Here is a 23,135-nt window from a genome sequence, read left to right as displayed (position 1 = left end):
TAAAGCGTTCAGATCATTTGAAATGCTATCTTTTAGTGGAGATTGATCAGCTCAGGGGGATTTAAGGCGTTTCAAAGAATTCCTTGAAGAAAGAGCAGGCCACTGCCATAATAAATTTACTTCTTAAGCAGTATTTCCGCAAAAGGATTTTTTATGGCTACGGTAGGCACTTATCTTGCGCAACGCCTCCAAGAATTGGGAATAAATGATTATTTTGCAATTCCTGGGGACTACAATCTGGGCTTGCTCGACGAGTTCTTAAAAAACGACTCCCTGCACATGATTAATTGTTGTAATGAATTGAATGCAGGTTATGCAGCAGATGGTTATGCGCGTATCAAAGGGGTTTCGGCACTGGTTGTAACCTATAGCGTTGGGGGCTTGAGTGCGGTTAATGCAGTTGCAGGGGCTTACGCTGAGAATTTGCCGATCATTGTGATCTCCGGGGGGCCTAATACAAACTCGGTGCAGGATGCGGAAATTTTACACCATACGCTGGCAACGGAAAATTACAGCTATGTCCGTGAAATATTTGCGAAAATTACAGCACATAGCGTATTTATTCATAGACCTGGCGATGCGCCCATGCAAATTGATTCTGCCATTGCCATTGCACTTGAAAAGAAAAAGCCTGTTTACATTGAAATTGCATGCAACATTGCTGGAGCAAGTGTTTCCCCACCAACGCAGCGGGCGCTGAATGTCAAACGTTTGAGTGATACCTCTTCTCTTGCTGCCGCAATTGAAGATGCAGCCGATCACCTTAATTCTGCAGTCAAGCCTGTGTTAATCGCAGGAAGTAAATCGCGCCCCTGTGAGGCTACGGCGATGATTGAAGCCTTAAGCCATTCCTGCGGTTATGCCCTCGCTGCAATGCCTGATGCAAAGGGCTTTGTCTCAGAACAACATCCCAATTATATTGGCATTTATTGGGGACCAGTCAGCTCCCCAGGATGTGCAGAAATTGTCGAATCAAGCGACCTTTATTTCTTTATAGGGCCTAATTTTAACGATTACACCACGGTTGGTCATATGTGTAATATCCAACCCAAGAAGCTTATTGTCATAGCTGATGGTAGTGTTTCTGTTGCAGGTAAAGTATATACCGAAGTGTACATGAATGAGTTTTTGCGTGGTCTTAAGGATAAATTGAAGGGCAATGATGCTTCAGTGAAAGCTTATAAACGCATCGCAGGATCTGCCCCCTTGTATCACGAGCCGGATGATTTAAACTCACCGCTCACTACACGATTCCTGTTTGGACAAATTCAGAAACTATTAAGTAGTGATTACGGAATTTTGGCGGAGACTGGGGATTCCTGGTTTAATGGCATGCGTCTTAATTTACCCGAAAACTGCCCATTTGAAATTCAAATGCAATATGGATCGATTGGTTGGTCTGTAGGAGCACTTTTGGGTATGCAGGCAGCGCTTCATAATAAAAAGCGCGTTATTGCGTTGATTGGTGATGGTTCTTTCCAAATGAGTGCTCAAGAACTGTCAACGCTCATTCGTTATGGTTATAAACCCATTATCTTTTTAATGAATAATGCGTCTTATACCATTGAGGTTCAAATTCATGATGGCCCATACAATGTGATTAACAATTGGCATTATGCTGATTTAGTGGAGGTTTTTAATGGGCAGCAGGCCAAAGCTCGAGCTTTTAAAGCACCAACGCATCAAGCGCTTTTGGATGCAATCGTAGAAGCAAAGAAAACAGATGCCTTATGCTTTATCGAGGTGATTTTAGATAAAGATGATTGCAATAAAAATCTGTTAGAATGGGGTGCTCGGGTTGCTTCATATAATGGCCGGCCACCAAGAGCGAATTAAAATGCGTTGCCCTCCAATTCGCTGAAATGGCTGTATTTGCGCAAAAATAATGCTTCAAAAGCATCAGAAACTGATGCATGCTCCGCTCCTCGGCCGATATTATTTTTGCGCCCAATCTTCACTCAAATCCAACCGTTTTCAAACATCCAACATCCTCAACTTTGCTATGACTAAAAGAGCTATACTTATAGTCACAATGACTAATAAAGGGACTCTTATGAAAATCTATCTCAATCCTCAACCCCATGCGGTGGAACGTATTAATCAACTTAAGAATAAACCCAGCAGTATGCCAGTGCCTAAACATAAAAAAGTAGCAGAAGAGCACTCAGAAAAGTCAGACACAGAAATTTTTGAAACGGAGTCTGAGGAACAAGCTTGGAGAGATTCTCTTGAAAAGGATAAACATAGTGCGTTTGGCCAAATACACCTACCAGTAAACTAAAAAATGCATAAACAGAGTTTCTCAAAAAGAGGAGCTTGAAATGAAATCAAAAGAAAACTATTGGGAACGACTATTTAAAGTGATGAGCGCAGTGGGTAAGTGCAAGAAGATTTCTGCAGAGAACAAGCTATTCCTGAGATCACCCAGTAATTACAGAAATGCTCATTGAATAAAATGAGGCAAAGTTGGGCCAATGCTCCATCACAGCCGCCTATATTGGCTCAGGTTTGCCAAAGTAGTAGCCCTGATAATAATCAATCGGATAATGCTTCAGGCAATCCAGTTCTTCCTGGGTTTCGACACCCTCAGCAACAGTTTTTATGCCTATTTGTTGAGCTATTTCAATGATTTTTTCAACCATGACCTGTTTGACTGGTGAGTTATGAATGTCGCGGATCAGTTCCATATCCAGCTTGACCAGATCGGGGTGAAGGTCATGGAGCATATTAAGCGAGCTATATCCTGAGCCTAAATCATCGAGGGCGATACGGTAACCCCTCTCCCGGTAAAATTGCGTAATACGCACCAAGTGCTCTCTATCATCCACAAGGCCTGATTCAGTGATTTCAAATACGATTTGCTCGGGCTTATATTGTGCCTGCTTTACTGCTTCATCAGTGGTACGCAGACAGAATTGGGGATCGTAAATGGATGTAGGATTGAAGTTGATGAACAGCCGTTCGAGCTTTTTTTTGTGCTTGCTTGCGGTGTTAATGGCGTTGATACGGGCATGGCGATCGAGTATAAACAGCATATCCGCTTCTTTGGCACTAGAAAGAATATCCAGGGCACCGATGGTTTTTCCGTCTTGTTCCGCGCGGAGCAGACATTCGTGAGCATAAATTTCATGCGTTACACTTGAAACTATTGGTTGAAACCAGATTTTGAGCAGGTTTTGGTCTAGCATGTGAACCAGCCATTGTGCAGAGGCCATATTTACAAAGGAAGCCAGCGTTCGTGTCGCCTTGAGCGCCTCTGCAGGGCTGATGCTGGTTTGATTATCATACAGCATGATAACACTGGAGTCGTTGAGTTCCTGTTGGCTTAATAATGCCTTGACTAAGGTAGCAAAGTGATCAAATTGCTCAGGGGGCAGATCGAGGTAGAGGTAGCCGCGATCTAATGCTCCCAAATTAAATTCAGCCTCCAACCCGGATTTTAATTTGGAAAATGTATGGCCTGTGGGGGTTATAATATGGAGAAATACTTTCCCCTCCAATACGTATGAATCAATAGACTCACAGCGTGAGCATCCTGGCATTGTGAACCCTTTTTTTACCTCCGTATAAAACATATAGTAGACTGGTCTCATACCTGTCAAATAGGTCCATTACTTTTGTGTGTTCTTTATGGGTTGCGGCAGTTGCTGGAGCGAAATCTATCGTGGAACGCATGGCTTTAGTGGCGGATGAACTACCTTCATCAATACGAATACTAAACCTCCCTCATTGATTTCAAGATAAGGAACGGCATTAAATCAATTAAAAACTCAAAGAAAAACGACCAAGGGTCATTTTAACTTCAAAAAAAGCAGCGTCATATTTTGTTAATAATAAAAAGGTAAACTGTATGTATGAGATGTAGTGGAGGGGGGGCATTATGGCAACGTCAAAACAGATTATGGAGCCATGGCTTGTATCCACGAAAAAATGGGAAAGTATTTTCTCCTTGCATTTACCTAAGCCAGCAGAATTATTAGAGTTAATGGAATCATGGTCTGGTTTTAGACAAATGACTGTTGGTCTCCTAAGAGGATCCGCAAAAATAGCTGGAAGCGATAAATTTTTTCTTGATGCCCATGCTTTTTTAGAAAAGGCATGTACGTTTTTTGATGTTCAATCACCCGAAAAGCTACCGTTAGCTATGGATTTGGCTGAGAAGCTGCGAGAAGCATCAGCAAAAGTAACCACAGCTGTTAGTCCATCGTTACTGTCTGTAGAAATTTTTAAAGCTGATTTTCCAAAAATTATGACAAAGGCTCAGAATTTAAAGGAAGAAAAAGTAAAACAAGAAGAGGAAAGAGAACAAAAAAGGAAAATACTAAAAGCGTCTGATCGTGTAACAAAGGATCCGTTCTTTACCGCAGCTGCAACGATTCAGGGTAGAATTGAAAGAGAAATAGAGAGAATTCGTGGAAAAAATGCAGATGACGATCGTATCGTCCATTTAATAAGAGTTAAAGGTTTGCTAGAAAGTCAAATCAACAATGCGAAAGAAGAATGTAAAAAGGACTATTTATCAAAGAATCCAGGCAGCAAACTGAAGGAAATCAAGTCACAATGTAAAGCTGAAATGGCAGAAATTGTAACTCATTTAATGGAGAATAAAACATTAGACATAAAATTTAGAACATGGCTTGGAAGAGTGATACTGAATTTAATTATTGCGCTACCTGTGAAAATGTATAGCAAGTATACTCATGTTCCTGCAGACCCAATCTTTTTTAAATTAAAAACGCAAGCGCAAACCAATATTGAAGAAATTCATGAAGATATTGGAAAAATTGAGCTGCCTAAGCAATAAGAAGATTTTTTTCGTCCTATAACCGTGCTCTAGTCGCATTTGCGGTTGCTACTTAAATGCTCTACTCTTCATTAAGTTTTTAATTAATCCGGTTTGCAAATTTATTTGTTTTAATGTGCTAAATTTATCATAATGGCTGCTTTTTCAGTCTAAGGGTATCATGTCATCATTGCTTACCATCAATTTGTTAGAAGATTTAGTTCATACCGCAGAGGTGAATCAAGAGGGTAAAACGGCGGATTATATTCCAGAGCTTGCTAATGTGAATCAAGACTTGACTGCAATTGCTGTACAACCCTTAGGTGGGCAACTGCTTTTTTACAGTAATAGCCCGTTGAGTCCCGTAACATTGCAAAGTACAGCCAAGATGATTCCTTTGATTGGACTACTTGAAGAGTATGGGGAGCAAGTGTTTGAATGGGTTAAAGTAGAACCTTCTGGAGATGATTTTGCGTCAATTACCCGTTTGGAACAATTTGGTCCCAAGCCATCAAATCCCATGTTGAACGCTGGGGCGATTACCTTATGCTCTCATATTCCGGGAAAAGGCGAGCAGCAATTTGGTTGGTTAGAACATTGGACACAAAAATTGTTTAATCAACGTCTCAGTATTAATCCCCTCGTTTTTGCTTCTGAAAAACGCACAGGTAATCGTAACCGTGCTCTTGCCTATTTACTCAAGAGTAGAAGCAATCTTGGCGCAGATGTTCATGAAACTTTGGATTTGTATTTTGCACTTTGTTCCTATGAAGCCAATTTAGAACAAATGCTTTTCCTGCCTACCCTATTAGCGAATGCAGGAAGGGACCCAAACTCTGGGGAACAAATTATTTCTACTGAAACCACTAAAATTACTTTAGCGATTATGGCAACCTGTGGACTCTATGATGAAACAGGCACCCATATGGTCAAAACTGGGATGCCCGCTAAAAGCGGCGTATCCGGCTACACTATTGCAGTCGTTCCTGGTAAAGCAGGGATTGTAGTGCTTAGTCCCAAAGTGAATGCCAAAGGCAATAGCATCCGTGGTGAAATCATGCTCGAAGGCTTGTCCAAAGCAATGAATTGGCATTTTGCATTGCCTTAGGTATTGTCGCCTCGATGAAGGCGTAATCCGGGTTTTAGAATAAACCCGGATTACGATTAGGAACAACTAAAATGAAGAGCTTGGTTTATTCAAGAGCTCTTGGAGATCTTCAAGATCCTTTTCGAATTTCGCAAGAACTTCATCATTTTCTTTGTCTTCATCGGCTTCAGTGAGTGAATCCGCTGTGCTGCTTTTTGGAAAGGAAAATATACTGGAGAATTGATTCAATAATTCACTCATTCCCTTTAGGGGCTCAAGCTCTTGGCTTAGGCTTTTAAGCGCTTGCTGCAGTGAGCTAAATGCTTCTAACGAATCATCCAGTGCCTCAAAATCTTGCATCAGAGGATTTTCTTTCTCTAATTCCTTTATTTCTTGCAGTAAAACATTTTGTTGGCGCATAAGATCTTTGTAGTTTTTATTGGCCTTTCTATTTCGATAACGCAGTATCTCACTTTGAATATCGAGGAGTTCAGATTTTTTTTGGATTAATTCTAAATGGTTGTTCAAACCTTCAATCGCTTTAGTTTTAAGAAAATCAAAACCAAAACTCATTACATCGATTTTGGCCAATACTTTCTCTAGGCTTTCAATATGATTAGAGACATGAATTTTTGCCTGTCGTAGTTGGTGCTTACTGAGTTTAGAGTTTAGCATAGCGGCAGCTTTTTGAACTTTTTTGTTTAAATCGATTATCTCTGGGTCTTGCCGCAATTGACTTAAGATTGCCCCAACGAATCGTTCTTCTAGGTGGTTCACCCGTTTCATTAAAAAACGCGAACTTGGGTCTTCCATACCCAGAGTTTGCAAGTTTTCCAATTGAGACTCAAAGCTTTTTAGATCAGACTCTATAGCGCTTTTGTCTTCAATACTCAGTGTCTCTCGTGTTAAATAAACTCGAAGCAACGCGTTCAATTTTTTGAAAAATTCAACGGATTCAATCGTCCTGGCGCGATTCATAAATAAAGCTTTTCTTAGTGGATGTGTATCCCCGGTGAGAATTGAATAAACAAGAGGCAATCCTTTATTGTCGGGAGCAAACAGAGATGCTCCGTGTTTAATAAGAACAGAGAGGCATTCACTCATAGGATGTGAGGGGCTATCCTCTTGCAGACAGGCATGTACAGCGGAGGCGAATGATTTTTTGAACACGGTAACCCGTTGGTTATTTAAGTCAATATCGCCATACGTCAAAATAAAATCAAGAAGCCTTGAATTACCTGTTTGTAACGCGACAGCGAGGAATTTCTCAGCGCGCAAGAGATGATGGCTTGAGGTTAACAACGCAGCCAGTTCAAATTGATTGCCAAACAATAAACTAGGTAATAAATCCGCTTCAAGTTTCTGCAGTTTTCGACGGATTTTTTGTAACTGATGCAAATCCTTCAATTGGATATGACGTTCATAGGTCAGGTTAATTTCATAAGTTTTTGCCAATAATTGTTCGATTTTTTTTGCCTGAACCTCTCTGGATGCTTTACTCAATTCTTCAAACTGAATATCTAGCGCCCGTAGTTCCTCGGCTAATTTATCAATAATCAAAACTTTGGTTTTGGTGCTTTGGGTCGCTTTTTCATATGAGGGGTTAGCTTCTTTTTGCGCCGCTTTATCGTGTGAAGATGCTTCATCTTTTAAAGAAGCTTCATCTTGAGGATTAGGTACTTCTTCCACAATATCTTCGACATGATTATCCCCATGAGTACTTGGGGTGCTGGTAATCAGTTCAACCGAGGTGCTAGGGGCTTTCTTAAGGGAACGAGCGGTCGCTTCATGAAAGCGAAGAGCCTCTGTGTAACTGGATGAGCGGACAAGTGGGAGCAGCTCCCTTAACACGCCACAGGCTTCTTCGGTAAGTTCCAATATTTCGGTAGTATTTTGTTGTTCTGAATCAAAATGTTTTAAGAGCCTTTGATCGCAATCCTGGTAATGAGTTTCTAAATCTTTAATTTTTTCCTGATGTTGTTGTCTTAAATTATTGATCAGCGGTTCAGTGTGTCTTAGTGCTAAAATGATTAGTTGATTTCTCATATGGGTACTGTCGATTAACTTATAGCCATCAACAGTCGCCTTCTCAAAGGCAATATTTTGAATTAATTCATCGAACGCATTGAAATACACATGAAGACGATAACGCTCACCCGAAGGGTTGATAAATTCAGCAGTGTAATGGTATTGACTTAATTTGGGATTTTGACGATTTTCATTTTCATACACACTCAGGTGATGGTTATCCAATGTATACATGTTCTCTTGGTCTTTTATACTAAATTTTTCAATAGGCAGTTCAATACGGTAATAATAGTGTTGGCTGCTTTTATTGAAGCCTAATATCAATTTATGTCCTTGAGGTAACTGGACAATAGACTCATTTTGAGAAAGAAAGTTAAAAAGAGTATTTTTAGCCATTTTTGATCCTAAGAATAAAATATTGCCCACATTATACTTAAAGATTACTTTTAGTAAAAAAATAATTTTTTTGGGTGATTTTCGGTTCTTTTTGTATCAATTAAAACCCGATTGTACTGCTTAATAAGCAATAGGAACAATGCATTACGGACGCTGTTGAGGTGTCAATTCAATGAGTCATATTATTGCAGGAGTCAATGTATGAATTACTTTTTAGGGGCGCTAGAAACGGGGTGAGATCCCTTGAAAAAGAAGTATTCCATTTTTATAATGCGCTAAAATAATAACCGAAGAAGTTCTATTATGATCATTTCCACAATTTACTTTCCAAATTTTTTTCAAACGCCTGCTGAAAAAGCCATCCGACAGAAACTTATAGCCAAAGAAACTTTAAATTGGGAAATAAATAAATATCAAGCATTATTGCAGCTAAAGAAGCATATCTCAAAAATTACTGCAAGCCTCCATGAATTAAAAGCGGTGGTAGAAAATTTAGACACCAAATCTTTAGAGACACTCATTGCAGAGGTATTAAATAAGACACTATCCGATGACCATTATAATCCTGCTTCAGACTTTAAACCCTTAACTAATCTCTTTGCTCGATTAAAGTCTGACCTAGAAGAAGATAAAAAAGCAAGTAAGTGTTTTGGCGGTATTAATATGCTCGCTAATTCCATAATTGCTACTGCTGGCGGCCTTGGAGTTGTTCTATTTGGGCTTACTGTATTTACTGCCCCCTTGGGTACGGCCCTTCTTGGTTTAGGAATGATGCTTGTATCCACTTTAGTTTTTGCAATTACAGCCTACAGTCTCTATGTGGACGGACGATTTATGGCAGATAAACAGCTTCAAGAAATTGAAGCAGGTATAAATTTTTTATGCAGTTATCCCCATGTGGAGTCGCTGAATGCTAAGTCCGAGGATCACGATGACAGAACATTTTGCGCATTTAAATGTTAAGCTAAAGAACCGTTTTGGTTCGAGTAACCCATGATGTTATGGGGCTTAAGATCCCATAACATCGTTCAAAGTTAGATTGTGTAGGTTGATAGGGCAAAATGTTTATCAAACTCCTGCTGTAATTCAGGGCTCTCATGGTGGTGTTCGATTAAATGTTCTTTTAATGAACTAAGTTGAGTATCACAGACAGCGCCTCTTATTTTTAAGGCGTTAAGTATTTCTTCTTTCTTGGGTGGTGACTGATTTTCAACGCGATCAATTAAATCAATGAAAATGTTTTTGGCATGAATTATAGCCTCCAGAGCCTCCACTTCTTTTCCTTTAAGTTGGGATGCAACACGGGCAAATCGCAGATCGGCATCAAGGCGTTCCCTATAATAACAGCCTAATAGCGCGTCCTTATAAAAAATATAAGCTTGTTCAAGATCTCCAAGGCGCTCATAAATGGCGCCAGTAAGCGCTGCGTAGCGACTCTTATCATCATCGAATTCGGCTTTGCTCATGTTGGCTGCGTAAAGGGCTACTTTACTAAAATAGGATACACTTTGCTCATAATTCCCAGCAAATAAATGCAGAAAACCCAGTTGCTTATACGTCTCGTACAAAGTTGGACTCCCTAGATTGAGTACTGGATTTTTACTTTCACTCATTACCGCTTCTATTCCCTTAATGATTTTTTCAAGTTCAGTTCTTTTGTCTTGCATCAAGGAGCTCAGTTCATTTGATGGCTTTAAAACAAACTGCTCTATTGTTCCATAGGGGTCAATTGATTCTAATATAGACTGTGAAATTTTTTGAGCTTCATCCTGTAAACTCTTTAACTGGCTTCTCAGCTCCATTTGTTTATCTTCTGGAAGGATATCATCAGTATATTGGTGTACATTATTGTCAAAAGCGTTCTTATAAGGTTCGGTATATAAACCATTTCTTGAGATGACTGTTAAAGATTCAGATTTCGGATCAAATGCAGTGCTGTAATAGTAAGCATGCTCCAAGGCGTTATTAATAATTACATTAGACTTGACGACTTTTCCTGGAATTCGCTCTTGTAATGTCTCTAAAATTTCTTGTTGGACTTTTTTTACATTCCAATACTCAGCATTTACAACCACAATCACTTCTAATTCGGAGTCAGGATGAGTTCCGATCGCTTTGCTGCCGTAATAGTGTGGATCTAAATCGATGTAGGCTGGTTTTTTACTATTGGTCAGGGATGCATCAAAATTCATGGAAAACATACCATACATGCCAGTGCTTACCACTGTTCCCGCCAATTTATTTACTGGATCATAGGGTCTTCTCAGTGCTTGTGGTGATACATGCAGCATAAAAAAATTATTATGCGTACGATCTTTTACAATCACCGTATGACAATGGTGTATACCGATTGATTCTAGAATAACCTCTTCTTTAGGATCGATGATAATAGGTTCATAAGTAGTTGTATCTGTCTGAAATGACTTATCAAATTCTGGGTGCAATCGATAAAAGGTTGATTGGTCTGGAGAATATTGAACCGCATTGTCTTCTGATACTTTTATAACAAAAGGCATATTTTATCCTTTTAGATTAACAATAAAACATATAGTGTAACGAGTGAAACTTAAGATTTTATTAATGGTTTATTTATAATGCTTAAAATAAATGGATGTTTATAAGGAAGTCCAGCTCGTGTTCTAAATACAGTTAATTTTTAGGAAAGAAAATCGGTTATAATGACTGGGCTTCGAGTATACTTAAAACAATTAAAATTGTTGTAGCGTGTAGAAATGGAAGAAAAAAAAATCACTGAACGTGAACCCAGGGTCATGTTGATTGCAGGTCAAAATGAAACAGTGAGAAAAACGGCGACCCAAAAAGGATTCCCGGCTACAGTAGGGTTAGAAGGATGTGTGGCACTCATTATTGCCGATAAAAAAGGCAATGTTAGTATCACTCATGTAGACGCAGATACCGATTTATCCTTCATTAAGGACGAAGTTGCGTTCATGGATGGAGCTTTTACCATTGATTTAATAAAAAAACCGGCTAAAGGCCAGCTGGATCTAAAAATTCTTAGGGCTTTACATGAAATGGGTTTATCTCAAATCCCCTCAACAGGTGAAAAGAGAGTTGTCGAGAGTGGTGAAGGGACCGTGGTTTATAATTGTTTAAAAGGAGTCCCTCAGACATTTTCATTTAATGATTTTATAGAAATTGCTTCGCCAAAGGTGATACCCAAAGCAACAAATAAGTTATACACCTTGGGTTATAGTGCTGAAACGTGTACTGAAGATGCTCTGAAATTCCAGTTAAGAGTGTACAGTCGTCAATTAAATCAGGCTTTATCATCTAAAGCTACTGCTTTACCAATATTAGTACACGATGCATCAGGTTGGCTGGAGACAGAAATGAAAATAGATAAAGAAGTAGAATTAATTTTAGCTAAAGGCGGGCCACAACACGTCTCATTTTTTCAATCATCGCAAATGCACTCTTTAAATTATGTTTTACCACGCTACACGAAACTGGTGAAACATCTTGAGTCTCAGCAACAAGCCCCATCTTCTGATTTTTAAAATGGGCGTAGGTCCATCCTACGTTGGCCCCAGATCGCCAACTATGCTATATTTATATTTAAGTTTGCAATAAATTAAGAGTAATTTTAAAACCTTATTTTTCAACGTGCATCTCTAAAAAATATGGAGAATGTTAGATGAGCACTCAGCAATCTATTCGTATAGGGCAGTCAACCGCAAACGATCCCCAGGCAGCGGTCAAGGAATTTTATGCTGCAGTGCATCAACCAAATATGGAACTGGTTCTATTTTTTTGCTCGAGTCAATATGACCTGGATGTCATAGCCAAGCAAATAAATGAGTTGTTTCCAAATATAAAGGTAATTGGATGTACAACGGCAGGTGAAATCGGACCCAGCGGTTATATAGAGCATTCTCTTTCAGGAGTCAGTTTTTCATCAGATGGTTTTACCGCTGTGGCTGGACATCTTAATGATATAAAAAATATTAATTACGACAAAGGACAGGTATTTGCCAATAATCTCCTTCAACATCTTGAAGCACAGGCACCATCTACTAATTCTGAAAACAGTTTTGCTTTTTTATTAGTGGATGGATTATCCCTTCGCGAAGAGCAAATCACTCATATTTTGCAAGATGCATTAGGAGAAATCGCACTTTTTGGTGGTTCTGCAGGCGATGATTTGCATTTTAAGCAAACCTGGATATTTGCCGATGGGGCTTTTCATACTGATTCTGTCGCGCTTGTCTTAGTCAATACAATCTATCCTTTTAAGCTATTCAAATCACAACATTTCGTTTGTGGGAATGAAAAGCTGGTTGTGACGCAAGCAGATCCTGAGCGTCGCATTGTTAATGAAATTAATGGCTATCCGGCAGTGGAGGAATATGCGCGTATCGTCAATACTCACGTTGACAAACTGGATCCCAAACAGTTTTCTGCGACCCCACTTGTAATACGCATCAACGGAGTTGATTATGTACGTTCGATTCAAAAGGCTAATCCCGATGGAAGCTTAAAGTTTTATTGTGCAATTGATAACGGTCTAGTTTTTATGGCCGCACATGGTATTGATCTTATAAAAAATATTGAGCAAACCTTTCAAGACATTAAATTATCTATAGGTACGCCGCAATTGGTTCTAGCGTGTGACTGCATCCTTCGTAATCTGGAGATGCAAAGGGAAGGATTGAAAAAGGACGTAGAGAAAATTTTTCAGAATCATCATGTCGTTGGTTTTAGCACTTATGGAGAACAATTTAAGGGAATTCATATCAATCAAACCATCACCGGCTTAGCAATAGGCGAATTACGGACAGATAGCGATGTCTGAGAAAAGCAAGCCTAAAAATACACAGGAATTGCAGGCTGAAATCGAGCGCCTCAATAAGATTATCAAGGCATTGATTGATAGAGCAGAACAAGATATGAATACGCCAAGAACAGATTTTGGAGTATTTCAAAATACAATTTTTCTTGAAGATAAGGTAAAAAAACGTACCCAAGAGCTGGAAGAAGCCCTGCAACTCAATGCAAAAATAACACGTGCTTTACAACAAGCGAAAAAACAGGTGGAACTCAGTGAGCAGTATTTACGTGACATTACATCGGCACTTGGCGAGGGGTTAGTCGTTATCAATAAAGATGCTGCGATAGAGTTTATCAATGCTGCTGCCTGCAGTATTTTAGGCTATCAGGAAGCGGAAGTGCTTGGTAAAAATGCCCATTTACTCTTTCATCATTCGTATCATACTCATGCTCCTTATCCGATTGAGGATTGTAAAAATTTGGAAGTCATAAAAACCGAGAAACCCTATGCGAGTGATGATGATTACTTTTGGCGGAAAGACGGTACATGCTTTCCTGTTTCTATAATTACAACGCCAATTAAACTCAAAGAAAGCACTAAAGGAATTGTGATCGCATTTCATGATATAACCCAAGCGATACAGGAACGAAATCGTTTACGTGAAATGCAGTCGGCTATTGAACAGAGCCCAGTATCCGTGCTGATTGTTGATACAGAAAGAACTATTATTTACGTTAATCCTCAACTCATTAAATTGTCAGGCTATGAGAAAGAAGAATTTTATGGTCATACAACTGATTTTATCCAAAATAATCTAACACCAAGAAAGGCGCTTAGTAATTTACGAAAAACTATTCGATCTGGTGCATCCTGGAATGGTGAACTTCTCTTTCACCGAAAGGATGGTAGTACGTTTTGGCAATCTTGGAGTTTTGCCCCCGTTTTTAATAACTATGGAGAAATCCAACATTATGTGGGAGTAGGAGAAGACATTACAGAAAAAAAGAAGCTGCAAGTTTTGCTGCAAGAAATGTCTTATCTGGATGGATTAACTGGCGTAGCCAATCGTCGTCGATTCGACGACTTCCTGAAACATGAATGGAAGCGTGCTTTGCGCTATGCCAAATCAATCTCCTTGATTATGATCGACATCGATTTCTTTAAACGTTATAACGACAGTCTGGGGCATTTAGCTGGTGATGATGCCCTTAAGTGCGTTGCGCGTGCGTTAGCTGAGACAATCAATCGTGGTACCGATTTACTTGCGCGCTATGGTGGTGAAGAATTTACATGTATTTTGCCAGATACTCCTATTGCAGGTGCTATCCAATTTGCGGAAACATTACGTGAAGCTGTTTATGCATTGAAACTGCCTCATCCTGATTCAGATGTTTCTCGTTTTGTAACGATTAGCTTAGGTGTTGCTGGATGTATTCCACAGAACGATGATCCCACTTACTTAATAAGGCTTGCTGACGACGCTTTGTATCGTGCTAAAACTTTAGGACGAAATCGCGTTGAATTTAGTGATTCCATCAAATAATTGTAAAAATAAGTCCTTTTCCCGACAAGGGTGGAGGGATGCCTAATCCCCTCTCCTCACACCTGGAGAGGGTTTAGGGTATCCTATATTCTGCAAAAAGCATTTACTTATTTGGGTGTCAATTGCTCAGTCGTAGTTGTCGTGCCATTGTTATTGGTAGTTGGTTTAAAGAATTTTTGGTCTGAAGGGAGTGATTTTTTACTTAAATCATCTAAAAACTCATTCATCAAAATTAATTGATTTTTAAAATCTTCCTCCAATTGAGGATTTTTTAAACGTTTTTCTTCAAACATTGTGATTGTGAGTTGAAGTGCTTCTTTGGGTTCAAGAGAACCGTTTTTATCTTGATAAGCGTTCAATTCAGAAGATATTTCGCTTTGTATGGCAATAAAGGGTAAGTGATTTTCAATGGCACTATAAAGGTTGAGAATAAATAATTGTTCTAACTTTATTTTGAGCTCGGGATCCTCTTTTGCAAACTGGTTGATAAATGCGTTTTTAAGCGTCATAAAGCCAGTTAATATTTGTCCCATCGAATGTTGCTTGGAGATTAATGGCCTATGGTTAAATTTTTTCAGATTTTCATTAACATAAGGATAATAATCTGCAGCTTGCCCCCCACGAAATTGCATTACTCCATCACTATAAAGCCACGTGGTTATTTTATCCTTTTGTAAGGAAGTGGTCTCGACAACTTTATCTATGAACGCTCGCATTTCTTTTTCATAAACGCTAAAAGTAGAAAAATTGGCCATGAAAGATCCTTATTCATTAAATTTGGGAAAAGCCAGGGTACATAAAATACCCACAAGGGTAAAGAATTTATTTTAAGGGCCTAGAACATTTCAGCCATGCTGGTTCCAGCTCGCGAATGTAGAGAGAGCCATAGAAAATGGTGATAAATAAAATGACACAATGGAATTATTAGACATAATGAAGCTCATTTTGGTAGAGTCTGTGAATCATGGAGCGTTGTAAGGAAACAGAATGTCAATAAAAAACGTCATACTAAAATTGATGCTTATCGATATGAATGATCTTATAGCCTTATCAAATAAACTTCGAAATCATCCAAATTACCCTCGTTTGCAATCGATTATCCAGATCTTGCGTGAGCAAAGCCATTTATTAGACAAGATCCCCTCCCATTCGTGGAGCTCTAAACAAGTACGGCAAGTGTATCATCAACTGGAGCAGCTCCTTACTGAAAATAACCGATGCACTACTTGGTTCACTAAAATTATAGATCGCTATTGTGCCAATCAACCGGAGCTAAACCAACGATTGAATCATTTTATTCGGCGTATTCTTGGTCCAGTCATCAAATTATCGGAATATACTCATGGTGATAAAAAATCATTGGTAATTGAGTTTCCAAATCAGGAAATAAGAGATGTATTTTTGCGTCGATACGGAATCAAAGAGGTACAAGAGACCCAAGAAACTTGCGCCCTGGTTGTCGATGGAAATAAGGTTTCTTTTCCCGCTTTTCTATCAAAAAATCAGCTGTTAGGGGTTACCTTTCCGACGGTTGAAGCAAAGGAACGCGTGATTCATATGCTGAATTTAGCTCAAGCAAATCTTATCGTTTCTAATTCCAATGAGCGCACTCTCTATCTCAATGACCGACGTATACATGATACTGCTTCACGATTTCATATTGCGGTAGTTTGTTCGTACTTCACTGAATATTATAAAATTCAATATGCTTCTCATATGCTTGCTCAAGCCTCTCGCGATAATAACAGTTTCTTTAGTCCGGGCAAATTTCCTCTGGAGTTGACGCTAAAAATTGCATCGGATAGTTCTTCTTCCGATGCAATTTCTATAGAGGAGAGAGAGCAAATTGCCTACAGCAATTTTAATCGACCGTAAACTAGCGTTTAATGTAATACGTGTAGCTTATATCATCATCAGTTTTGGCTGATTTTTTCTGCGTATCGAGACTTTCTTTGCGTGTTGGTATGTCGGAGTCATCCTGGGCAAAGAAGGTGCATTGACTTACATTTTTAAAGCCCAAACAATTTGGCTTAGGACGTTCGGTTAGCGCTCCAGCATCACATGTTTTTGTTTGCACGGTGACTGATTTTTTACCGAATTCACCCAAGCCTGTGTAATAAAGCTCTGCTGAGCCGCTATTATCGAGATTGATTGTATCGGTACAACCGAGTGCTTTAAATAGATCCGCAAACTCCTCGGCGGTGACTCCAAAATTGCGATTAGGATTATGGATGACCATTACAACCAGGGTTTTGCCATTATTTTTGTATCCTACGCCGGTGCGTGGCAATCGATTTGAATGATTATTATTTAAGTCAGGGGTTTTTTGCTGGGTTTTATCCTGAAGAATAATAAATCCTGATACGGCATTTTTCTGATTATAAAAGTCGGGATTTTTTTCTAATTCAAGATCAATTTGAGCATGTGCAATGATCTCCGCTTTTTTAGTTGATGCATCAAAGGTAATCGTATCTAGGCCAACATTTTCTTGATCAAGCACCTTATGGGTAGATACCAACTCACCGTTACTCAGGGATAACCCAATAAGATAGGTACGTGCTTGTTTTCTAGGGTTGATTTTTTCTCCCTCGTTTGGCACACCGGAGGTCCATACATTAAACCAGTTTGCATTGACTAATAAATCGGGCTGTTCCATATCGGGGTGCCCTTCTTGCCAATGGTCACGCCATTCTTTTAAGGTGAATAAGGGCGCATCAAACTGGCCACCATCATAAGGTTGACCATAGCGATCAGTGAAGTGAGGTCCATTAGGTACAAATGTCTGATATTCAGATAATGGAATTTCAGCAAAATAACCTTGAATATGCTCACGGTGTGGATTTTTACTCAAAATTTCATCGAAACTTGCTAAAGATCGTATGTCTTGTACCTCAGTCGCTTTCGTAATGCGGCTGATTTTTTCATTGACGGCATCAGTCCTTGTTTTAGATTGCTTGCTGAACACAGATTAACCTCACTGTGGTTTAAATATCATGTACAAAATAATAATATTTTTTTATTAAGGAATTATTAAAAATAGGCTTGATTGGTCAATTTGTTCACATGTTTTGCTTTTTTGTTTATCATTTAATAAAGTTTTTTACCAAAAAAAATTTTGCGAGGTGGCGAAAAATCCATTTTATCAGCATGGATTTTTCAAGGCGCTTCTATGGAGAGCGGGAGGCAGAATGCTTAAAAAGAAGGGCTATAAAATTTGAAAGGTGAGGTTTTTTTCTCAATCTGTTGTGTTAACTCACTGACTTTTTGTTGCAGTTCAGCGATTATTTTTTGTTGCGTGTCGAGCATGGTCTTTTGCTTTTCTGCTCGTGCTAGTGTCCTTTGATAGTGAAAGCAGAGCAAATAAGTAGCCAGCATTTGTTTGGAAGAAACGCTTTCTGATTTTTTTTGTTTTTCTTGCTGTTGTGTTGCTATTGAATTCAGTTTCTCTTCGTATTCTAAATTTGTCTTTTTATGAAGAGCAATTTGCGTGAATAATTCAGGTACTAAAAAAGTATGCTGATGTTCGTTGCAAATTTGTTTTGCTATGTTTTTAAGATCTTCATTTGAAGAGAGTATAGTGATTTTGAATGGTTTTAAAACGCTATCTTTTAAAATATCTCCTGAATTACATAATCCGTCTTCGAAATATCCTTTGATTTTTAAACCATAAAGAGGATTAGGAACCGCCGGACTCTCTGCAGTTTTGCTGTAGGTGACTTTATAAGTTTTTGATTTTGGGGTATCCAATAGTCGTTTTAGATCTATGAATAATTGAGCAATTTGATTGGTGTATTCTTCTAATTGTATCGGTTCAAGTGATTTTTTTTGGTCCAACAATGCTTTAAGCGAGGCCACTTCATGCAAGAGATAATTTAAGAAAGGACTTCTTCCACTATCGTTACATTGTTTAATCAGATTACTTAAATAGATTTTAAAAGGAATTTCTTGATTTTGAATTATTTCTTTAGCACAAATGAGGTATTTTGCTTGCAATAGTTCTTCATCCGTTTCCGTAACTAATTGTTTTACTTTAGGTTGGCCGTCGTGATAACGAAGGATCACGGTGGTTAAGGAGTAGATTAATTCTTCTAGTCTGGTCATGTAAAATTCCTTTTAAGCTATCCATAGTCTAAATGTGGAACTACATATCAACTTGATATTTCCCTATACTGAATGTTTGGCTGGGGCGCAAGGTCTGCTCACGAGCACGTATGCGTTGGTGTAAGTGAGTGTGTCGTGAGTATTTTTATTTTAATCCTTGATCAATGGCACGTAATAAGGACTGAGGATCTTCAAATGCTAAATCTTGTTGTAAACTCCAGAATGATACGCCGCCCAGTCGTATGGGTTTGTTAGCATTGTTACCCAGCAAATTGTTACCCTTAATATAAGCCATTTTATTGGCAATAGATTGTGGGCTGTCACAACTCATGAAGCGATACATAGTGCTATTTTCTAGGGGGATAAGGCCATAATAATTTTTTGTCTCCAGAGTAGAACTGGATTGCTGACGGTAGGCAAATAATGCCTCTCCATAATGGTTCCACGCCTCATTATAACTCACTTGAGAATTAATATTAGGGTCAATCACTGGACTATGTAAGCCGGGATTTTTTGCCTTAGTATCGATTAATTTTCCATCTACATAATACGAGTGGCAATAAAAAGGTACGCCAAGAAGAATTTTTTCAGCGGCTAAACCTTGTTGATAATAATGGGATACCGCCATATCACCAGAGGTTTTGGGATAGGGATAATTGGTGTCTTCAGGACGATCATTTTCGTAAAGGGCCGCACCATGTTCGGTTCTCATACCAAACGTACCATAATGGTCATAGGCCATGACTGTCGTCCAATCTACAGCCTCGAACCATAGTTGAGCATCTGGATATTTTTCCCAATACCAACTTGTTCCGGGAACGGCATTACTTACACAATATCCTGAGGGGCCGATTTCTGCTTTTAATTCGCGGATTAATGCGGCGATATTTCTTATCTCCTCAGCAGAGGCCAGCAATTCATTTTCCCAATCAATATCAATACCATCCAGTTGGTTTTCTTGCAGCAAAGATTTTGTTGCCTCAATAAAGGCTGCTCGCTGTTTTGGCTCGTTAATAAAGTTACTGAATCCCTCGCGATCGCCCCAACCACCAATAGCGATGATCACGGGTAAATCAGGTCGAAGTTGTTTTAGTGTTTGGATATTTTTTATATCACTCATTGTAAGTTTGGGAATGGTATTACCCTGCGAGTTTGTGACAAGTCGTACAAAAGCATAATTAACTACATCAACTGCATTCAATTGGGCCCGGAGTTTTGTCATATCTTCCTGTTCAATATTCCATTGCGAGTCTGCTCCTAAATAGGCAACTATCTTATTGGCTTTGGTGGTGCTTTGCGAACAAAAGGGTTCCCAGGCATAAGCACTTAAGGTGGTAAATCCTAATAAAGCCAGGAGGACATATTTTTTCATAGTTTCTCTTCTTAATTGCCAAAATGTTTGTTTCGTCTATGACGATGATTGGTTTTTGTACATTGCTTATTATTGTACCTAAGGTAAACAACCATGCGGATCTGTTATTTCTGACAGGGGGGTAATGATTTATAGAGGTAAAAATGATTGGTATCCGGATCGGAGGAGCCGCTTGGAAAGAAAAGTCCCCAAGTAGTTGGATAGGACACCTCTTTATATTCTTAATATGTCGCGTCTTAGGGTGCAACCGTGTTGATGTTGGGAACATTAAATAACGTGAGTGATCAATTTAGTAACAAAATGGTATAATTATTTTTTATTTATGGTGGTGCATGGGTTAGATTTTATTATGGCTTTATTATCAAGAGCAGAGTTTGTAGCAATATGTACTCAGGCAATTTTAGACACACGAAAGAAAATAACGATCAGTAACCAAAAAGGTGGATACATCAAATATCACCGAGAGATTAAAGAAAATAGCTATTTCGCGAAAAATGTTCGTGCTCCGCTTAACGAAACTGAAGAGTATCAATATAAATATCGACATGATCTTATTGAGTATGTGGGTATGGGTAATTGTCATGAATTGGCAGATTATCTTTTAGTGGAGATAGGTAAAGAAATTGATCGTCTAGGCGCTAATGCGCGAATTCGTGTTGTTCGCTCGGTCAAATGGGATCATGTTTATTTAGAAATTAAAATTCAATTAAAAGATGAAAATGATTACTCTTTTTGGGAGGTTGATGCCTGGGATCCACGTATAATAGATATCAGTACCCGACCGGATGGGTCCATTAAAAATCATGAGTCCCTGCTTTATGGATATTCCACCGATACACAAAATTCTGTATATACCCATGAAATTAACTACAAAAAAAAATATACTTTTTTTAATACGCTACCTCAACCCATCCCGGGAGGTCCTCTTGGAAATGCAACTCCAGAGCGAGAAATGGTGAGTAAGCATGCTCTATTGTACGATGATTACACCTTGGAGGAGTCAATGGAAGCGGAAATGTTTGATTCATCGGGAGAGGTGCATTATTTGCAACAAGTTTCAGGCTGGCAGCATAAATAATGGTTCTAGGAGAGTAAGCAACTTTTCCCCTCATCCGCCCTGACGGGCACCTTCTCCCTGATTCGGGAGAAGGGATACGGACAATTCAGATACAGGGCTTATTTTTCTTATTACTAAGGATTTTGCAATCGATATGGAAATAGGGAAAAGCCTCAGCGGTGAGCTGGGCAACTTTAATACCTACTATGGAGGAGGGGTGAGCTTTATGTTTTAAACATCGAGTAAAAGTAATTTCTCCCTGTTTAACAGGATGGTTTTTTTTCTGCCGATTCAGCATAATCAAACTACCAAGCAAGAATTTGAATTTTCTCTATCAGTTACAGGAGCAAGGATGTCCTCTGAATTAATCGATAGCAATCGTCGACAGTTTCTTAAAAATGCAGCCGTTGTCGTTGGCGGTACTCTTATTGCAGGTTCTACACTTGCAAAACCTCTATTAGCATTAGAAAAAAAAGCGGAGGATGTCTCTCCTGATGAGGATTTGATGCGGGAGCATGGTGTTTTGCGTCGGATCATGCTTATTTATCGAGAAGCGATTAACCGAATTGAAAAGGCACACGATTTAAATCCCGTGCTTATTAATAAGTCGGCAACGATTATTAGGCAATTTATTGAAGAATACCATGAACAACTGGAAGAAAACTTTCTATTCCCACGCTTTGAAAAAGCCGGTCTTCTGGTTGATTTGGTGATCACCTTGAAAACACAACATCAAGCGGGCAGAAAATTAACCAATTATATTTTAGAGACGACTCGCGCAAAACGTTTCAAATCACACGATAAAAAGTTCATCGAGGTTTTGTACCAGTTTATAACTATGTATGAACCTCATGCTGCCCGCGAAGATACGGTGCTGTTTCCTGCCTTTAAGTCGATTGTATCTGATAGTGAATACCAAGAGTTAGGCGAAAAATTTGAAGATGAAGAGCATAAGCGTTTTGGAAAAAAGGGATTTGCAGGAATTGTGTCGCAAGTTGCTGAAATAGAAAAGGAATTAAATATATATAATCTGGCCCAATTTACACCGCATGGTTAACTCATCTTGCTAAAAATAGCCGGTAAGGAAGCATTAGAATGAAACTCATTAAAGCTGCTCGTCATTTTACAGAAAGCGAATTATTGAACCTAGTTGGATTAATTCTTAATGATGCATTGCCTATGAATCCCAGAGCATTTTGGGATAAATATCATTCTTTTGAAGTTCCTGAGCAGCTAATTCATTTTAAATGGGAAAAAAACATATCCGCCCTCTGTTTGGTGCTGAAAGCAATCTCTGATTGTAGGGAAGAGGAAGAGTCTTGTGCCTTAGCAAATTTATTCCTTTTTTTGAGTTTTTTAATCGACAGTGGAGCAGATATAAACATTAGGATAAAAGAGAACTCTAATACGGTAATAAGTCCTTTAAGCTATCTTGTAACAGGCCCATTTATTATCGGAATAAATTATTTTTATCAAATTTTGGATATTGGCAGACGAGCTAAATTGCCTATAGCAGCTTCCATTTTAGAAGAAATGATATTGGAGTTACTTATAAATCCCTATATCCCTGATCTTAAAAAAAGGGAATTAGTTGATCTTTTGATTTTGAGCGGTGCCGATATAACGCCCGACCACGCGACGGTGTTGGCAGGTGATTTATTCTTTCAGGAGAATAAATATAGATGGCGTTGTATCGTATTGGAACGCAAGCATGAACAACTGCAACAAAAAGTGGAAGGCTACGAACAGAACATGCAACGTTTGGAGCAGCAAAATAATTTACTTACCGAACAACTAGCGCAATTGACGCAGAAGCTCGATTCTTTTATAAAATCCTCGGAAAAAGTTGACATAGATTCAGAGCCAACGCGGCATTCTTTTTTTGGACTTTAAGTCAAGTCTCTGAATAGGCATAATTATCTTCATAGAAGAGGAACATGGGTTTAATTAATCCTCAAATTGAAAGGAATCAAAAA

The 23,135-nt window shown here is 38.8% G+C and carries 20 protein-coding genes; 13 read left to right on the top strand and 7 right to left on the bottom strand.

What is annotated here, in order from left to right; all coding sequences use genetic code 11:
• The first annotated feature begins 153 nt into the window (after positions 1 to 153).
• The 3 genes from ACF8MK_RS03740 to ACF8MK_RS03730 all read left to right on the top strand — a co-directional run bounded on the left by ACF8MK_RS03740 (position 154) and on the right by ACF8MK_RS03730 (position 2,450).
• A complete protein-coding gene (locus tag ACF8MK_RS03740) occupies positions 154 to 1,836 on the top strand; it encodes a thiamine pyrophosphate-binding protein (protein WP_392538226.1) in 1,683 nt (560 codons plus the stop codon).
• Positions 1,837 to 2,053: 217 nt separating this feature from the next.
• On the top strand, positions 2,054 to 2,281 hold the full coding sequence (locus ACF8MK_RS03735; RefSeq protein WP_392538225.1) for a hypothetical protein: 228 nt from the start codon (positions 2,054 to 2,056) through the stop codon (positions 2,279 to 2,281).
• A gap of 40 nt (positions 2,282 to 2,321) precedes the next feature.
• On the top strand, positions 2,322 to 2,450 hold the full coding sequence (locus tag ACF8MK_RS03730) for a hypothetical protein (protein ID WP_392538224.1): 129 nt from the start codon (positions 2,322 to 2,324) through the stop codon (positions 2,448 to 2,450).
• 42 nt (positions 2,451 to 2,492) lie between these two features.
• Here the strand turns inward: ACF8MK_RS03730 and ACF8MK_RS03725 are convergent, their stop codons facing one another.
• Positions 2,493 to 3,542 (bottom strand): EAL domain-containing protein, encoded by a 1,050-nt coding sequence (locus tag ACF8MK_RS03725; protein WP_392538223.1) that lies wholly within the window; start codon positions 3,540 to 3,542, stop codon positions 2,493 to 2,495.
• Between the two features lie 338 nt (positions 3,543 to 3,880).
• Here ACF8MK_RS03725 and ACF8MK_RS03720 point away from each other — a divergent pair, with 338 nt between their 5' ends.
• On the top strand, positions 3,881 to 4,804 hold the full coding sequence (locus ACF8MK_RS03720) for a hypothetical protein (RefSeq protein ID WP_392538222.1): 924 nt from the start codon (positions 3,881 to 3,883) through the stop codon (positions 4,802 to 4,804).
• A gap of 157 nt (positions 4,805 to 4,961) precedes the next feature.
• Positions 4,962 to 5,891 (top strand): glutaminase A, encoded by a 930-nt coding sequence (gene glsA / locus ACF8MK_RS03715; RefSeq protein WP_392538912.1) that lies wholly within the window; start codon positions 4,962 to 4,964, stop codon positions 5,889 to 5,891.
• Between the two features lie 66 nt (positions 5,892 to 5,957).
• Here glsA and ACF8MK_RS03710 read toward each other — a convergent pair whose 3' ends face one another.
• The gene (locus ACF8MK_RS03710) at positions 5,958 to 8,294 is read right to left on the bottom strand and encodes a hypothetical protein (protein WP_392538221.1); all 2,337 of its coding nucleotides are present in this window, start codon (positions 8,292 to 8,294) and stop codon (positions 5,958 to 5,960) included.
• Positions 8,295 to 8,597: 303 nt separating this feature from the next.
• Between ACF8MK_RS03710 and ACF8MK_RS03705 the strand changes: the two genes are divergently transcribed.
• The gene (locus ACF8MK_RS03705; protein WP_392538220.1) at positions 8,598 to 9,257 is read left to right on the top strand and encodes a hypothetical protein; all 660 of its coding nucleotides are present in this window, start codon (positions 8,598 to 8,600) and stop codon (positions 9,255 to 9,257) included.
• 71 nt (positions 9,258 to 9,328) lie between these two features.
• On the opposite strand, the gene ACF8MK_RS03700 is transcribed toward ACF8MK_RS03705, so the two are convergent.
• On the bottom strand, positions 9,329 to 10,810 hold the full coding sequence (locus ACF8MK_RS03700; RefSeq protein ID WP_392538219.1) for a tetratricopeptide repeat protein: 1,482 nt from the start codon (positions 10,808 to 10,810) through the stop codon (positions 9,329 to 9,331).
• A 216-nt stretch (positions 10,811 to 11,026) separates the two neighbouring features.
• On the opposite strand from ACF8MK_RS03700, the gene ACF8MK_RS03695 reads away from it, so the two are divergent.
• From ACF8MK_RS03695 to ACF8MK_RS03685, 3 genes are all read left to right on the top strand, one after another.
• A complete protein-coding gene (locus tag ACF8MK_RS03695; RefSeq protein ID WP_392538218.1) occupies positions 11,027 to 11,815 on the top strand; it encodes a hypothetical protein in 789 nt (262 codons plus the stop codon).
• Between the two features lie 137 nt (positions 11,816 to 11,952).
• Positions 11,953 to 13,110, top strand: coding sequence for a nitric oxide-sensing protein NosP (gene nosP / locus ACF8MK_RS03690; RefSeq protein ID WP_392538217.1), 1,158 nt, complete (start codon positions 11,953 to 11,955; stop codon positions 13,108 to 13,110).
• Positions 13,103 to 14,629: a diguanylate cyclase gene (locus ACF8MK_RS03685; RefSeq protein WP_392538216.1), complete on the top strand. Its 1,527-nt coding sequence runs from the start codon at positions 13,103 to 13,105 to the stop codon at positions 14,627 to 14,629. The genes nosP and ACF8MK_RS03685 overlap by 8 nt, the downstream gene beginning before the upstream one ends.
• 107 nt (positions 14,630 to 14,736) lie before the next feature.
• On the opposite strand, the gene ACF8MK_RS03680 is transcribed toward ACF8MK_RS03685, so the two are convergent.
• Positions 14,737 to 15,384, bottom strand: a complete 648-nt coding sequence (locus tag ACF8MK_RS03680; protein WP_392538215.1) for a hypothetical protein — start codon at positions 15,382 to 15,384, stop codon at positions 14,737 to 14,739.
• 232 nt (positions 15,385 to 15,616) lie between these two features.
• On the opposite strand from ACF8MK_RS03680, the gene ACF8MK_RS03675 reads away from it, so the two are divergent.
• The gene (locus ACF8MK_RS03675) at positions 15,617 to 16,504 is read left to right on the top strand and encodes a hypothetical protein (protein ID WP_392538214.1); all 888 of its coding nucleotides are present in this window, start codon (positions 15,617 to 15,619) and stop codon (positions 16,502 to 16,504) included.
• Between the two features lies 1 nt (position 16,505).
• Here the strand turns inward: ACF8MK_RS03675 and ACF8MK_RS03670 are convergent, their stop codons facing one another.
• The 3 genes from ACF8MK_RS03670 to ACF8MK_RS03660 form a co-directional block, all read right to left on the bottom strand.
• A complete protein-coding gene (locus tag ACF8MK_RS03670) occupies positions 16,506 to 17,594 on the bottom strand; it encodes a phosphodiester glycosidase family protein (protein ID WP_392538213.1) in 1,089 nt (362 codons plus the stop codon).
• A gap of 227 nt (positions 17,595 to 17,821) precedes the next feature.
• Complete coding sequence (locus tag ACF8MK_RS03665) at positions 17,822 to 18,730, bottom strand: hypothetical protein (protein ID WP_392538212.1); 909 nt, start codon at positions 18,728 to 18,730, stop codon at positions 17,822 to 17,824.
• A gap of 145 nt (positions 18,731 to 18,875) precedes the next feature.
• Positions 18,876 to 20,102, bottom strand: coding sequence for a glycoside hydrolase family 18 protein (locus tag ACF8MK_RS03660; protein ID WP_392538211.1), 1,227 nt, complete (start codon positions 20,100 to 20,102; stop codon positions 18,876 to 18,878).
• A 349-nt stretch (positions 20,103 to 20,451) separates the two neighbouring features.
• Between ACF8MK_RS03660 and ACF8MK_RS03655 the strand changes: the two genes are divergently transcribed.
• The 3 genes from ACF8MK_RS03655 (at position 20,452) to ACF8MK_RS03645 (ending at position 23,052) form a co-directional block, all read left to right on the top strand.
• Positions 20,452 to 21,180, top strand: coding sequence for a hypothetical protein (locus tag ACF8MK_RS03655; protein ID WP_392538210.1), 729 nt, complete (start codon positions 20,452 to 20,454; stop codon positions 21,178 to 21,180).
• Positions 21,181 to 21,511: 331 nt separating this feature from the next.
• Positions 21,512 to 22,216, top strand: coding sequence for a hemerythrin domain-containing protein (locus ACF8MK_RS03650; RefSeq protein ID WP_392538209.1), 705 nt, complete (start codon positions 21,512 to 21,514; stop codon positions 22,214 to 22,216).
• Between the two features lie 38 nt (positions 22,217 to 22,254).
• Entirely contained in the window at positions 22,255 to 23,052 is a 798-nt protein-coding gene (locus ACF8MK_RS03645; RefSeq protein WP_392538208.1) for a hypothetical protein, read from the top strand.
• Positions 23,053 to 23,135: the final 83 nt, after the last annotated feature.

Origin of the sequence: Legionella sp. 227 (genome assembly GCF_043161935.1) — a bacterium.
GTDB classification, from domain to species: domain Bacteria; phylum Pseudomonadota; class Gammaproteobacteria; order Legionellales; family Legionellaceae; genus Legionella; species Legionella sheltonii.
The sequence above is the reverse complement of the archived record's forward strand: the minus strand, read 5'-3'. Positions and strand labels throughout refer to the sequence as shown.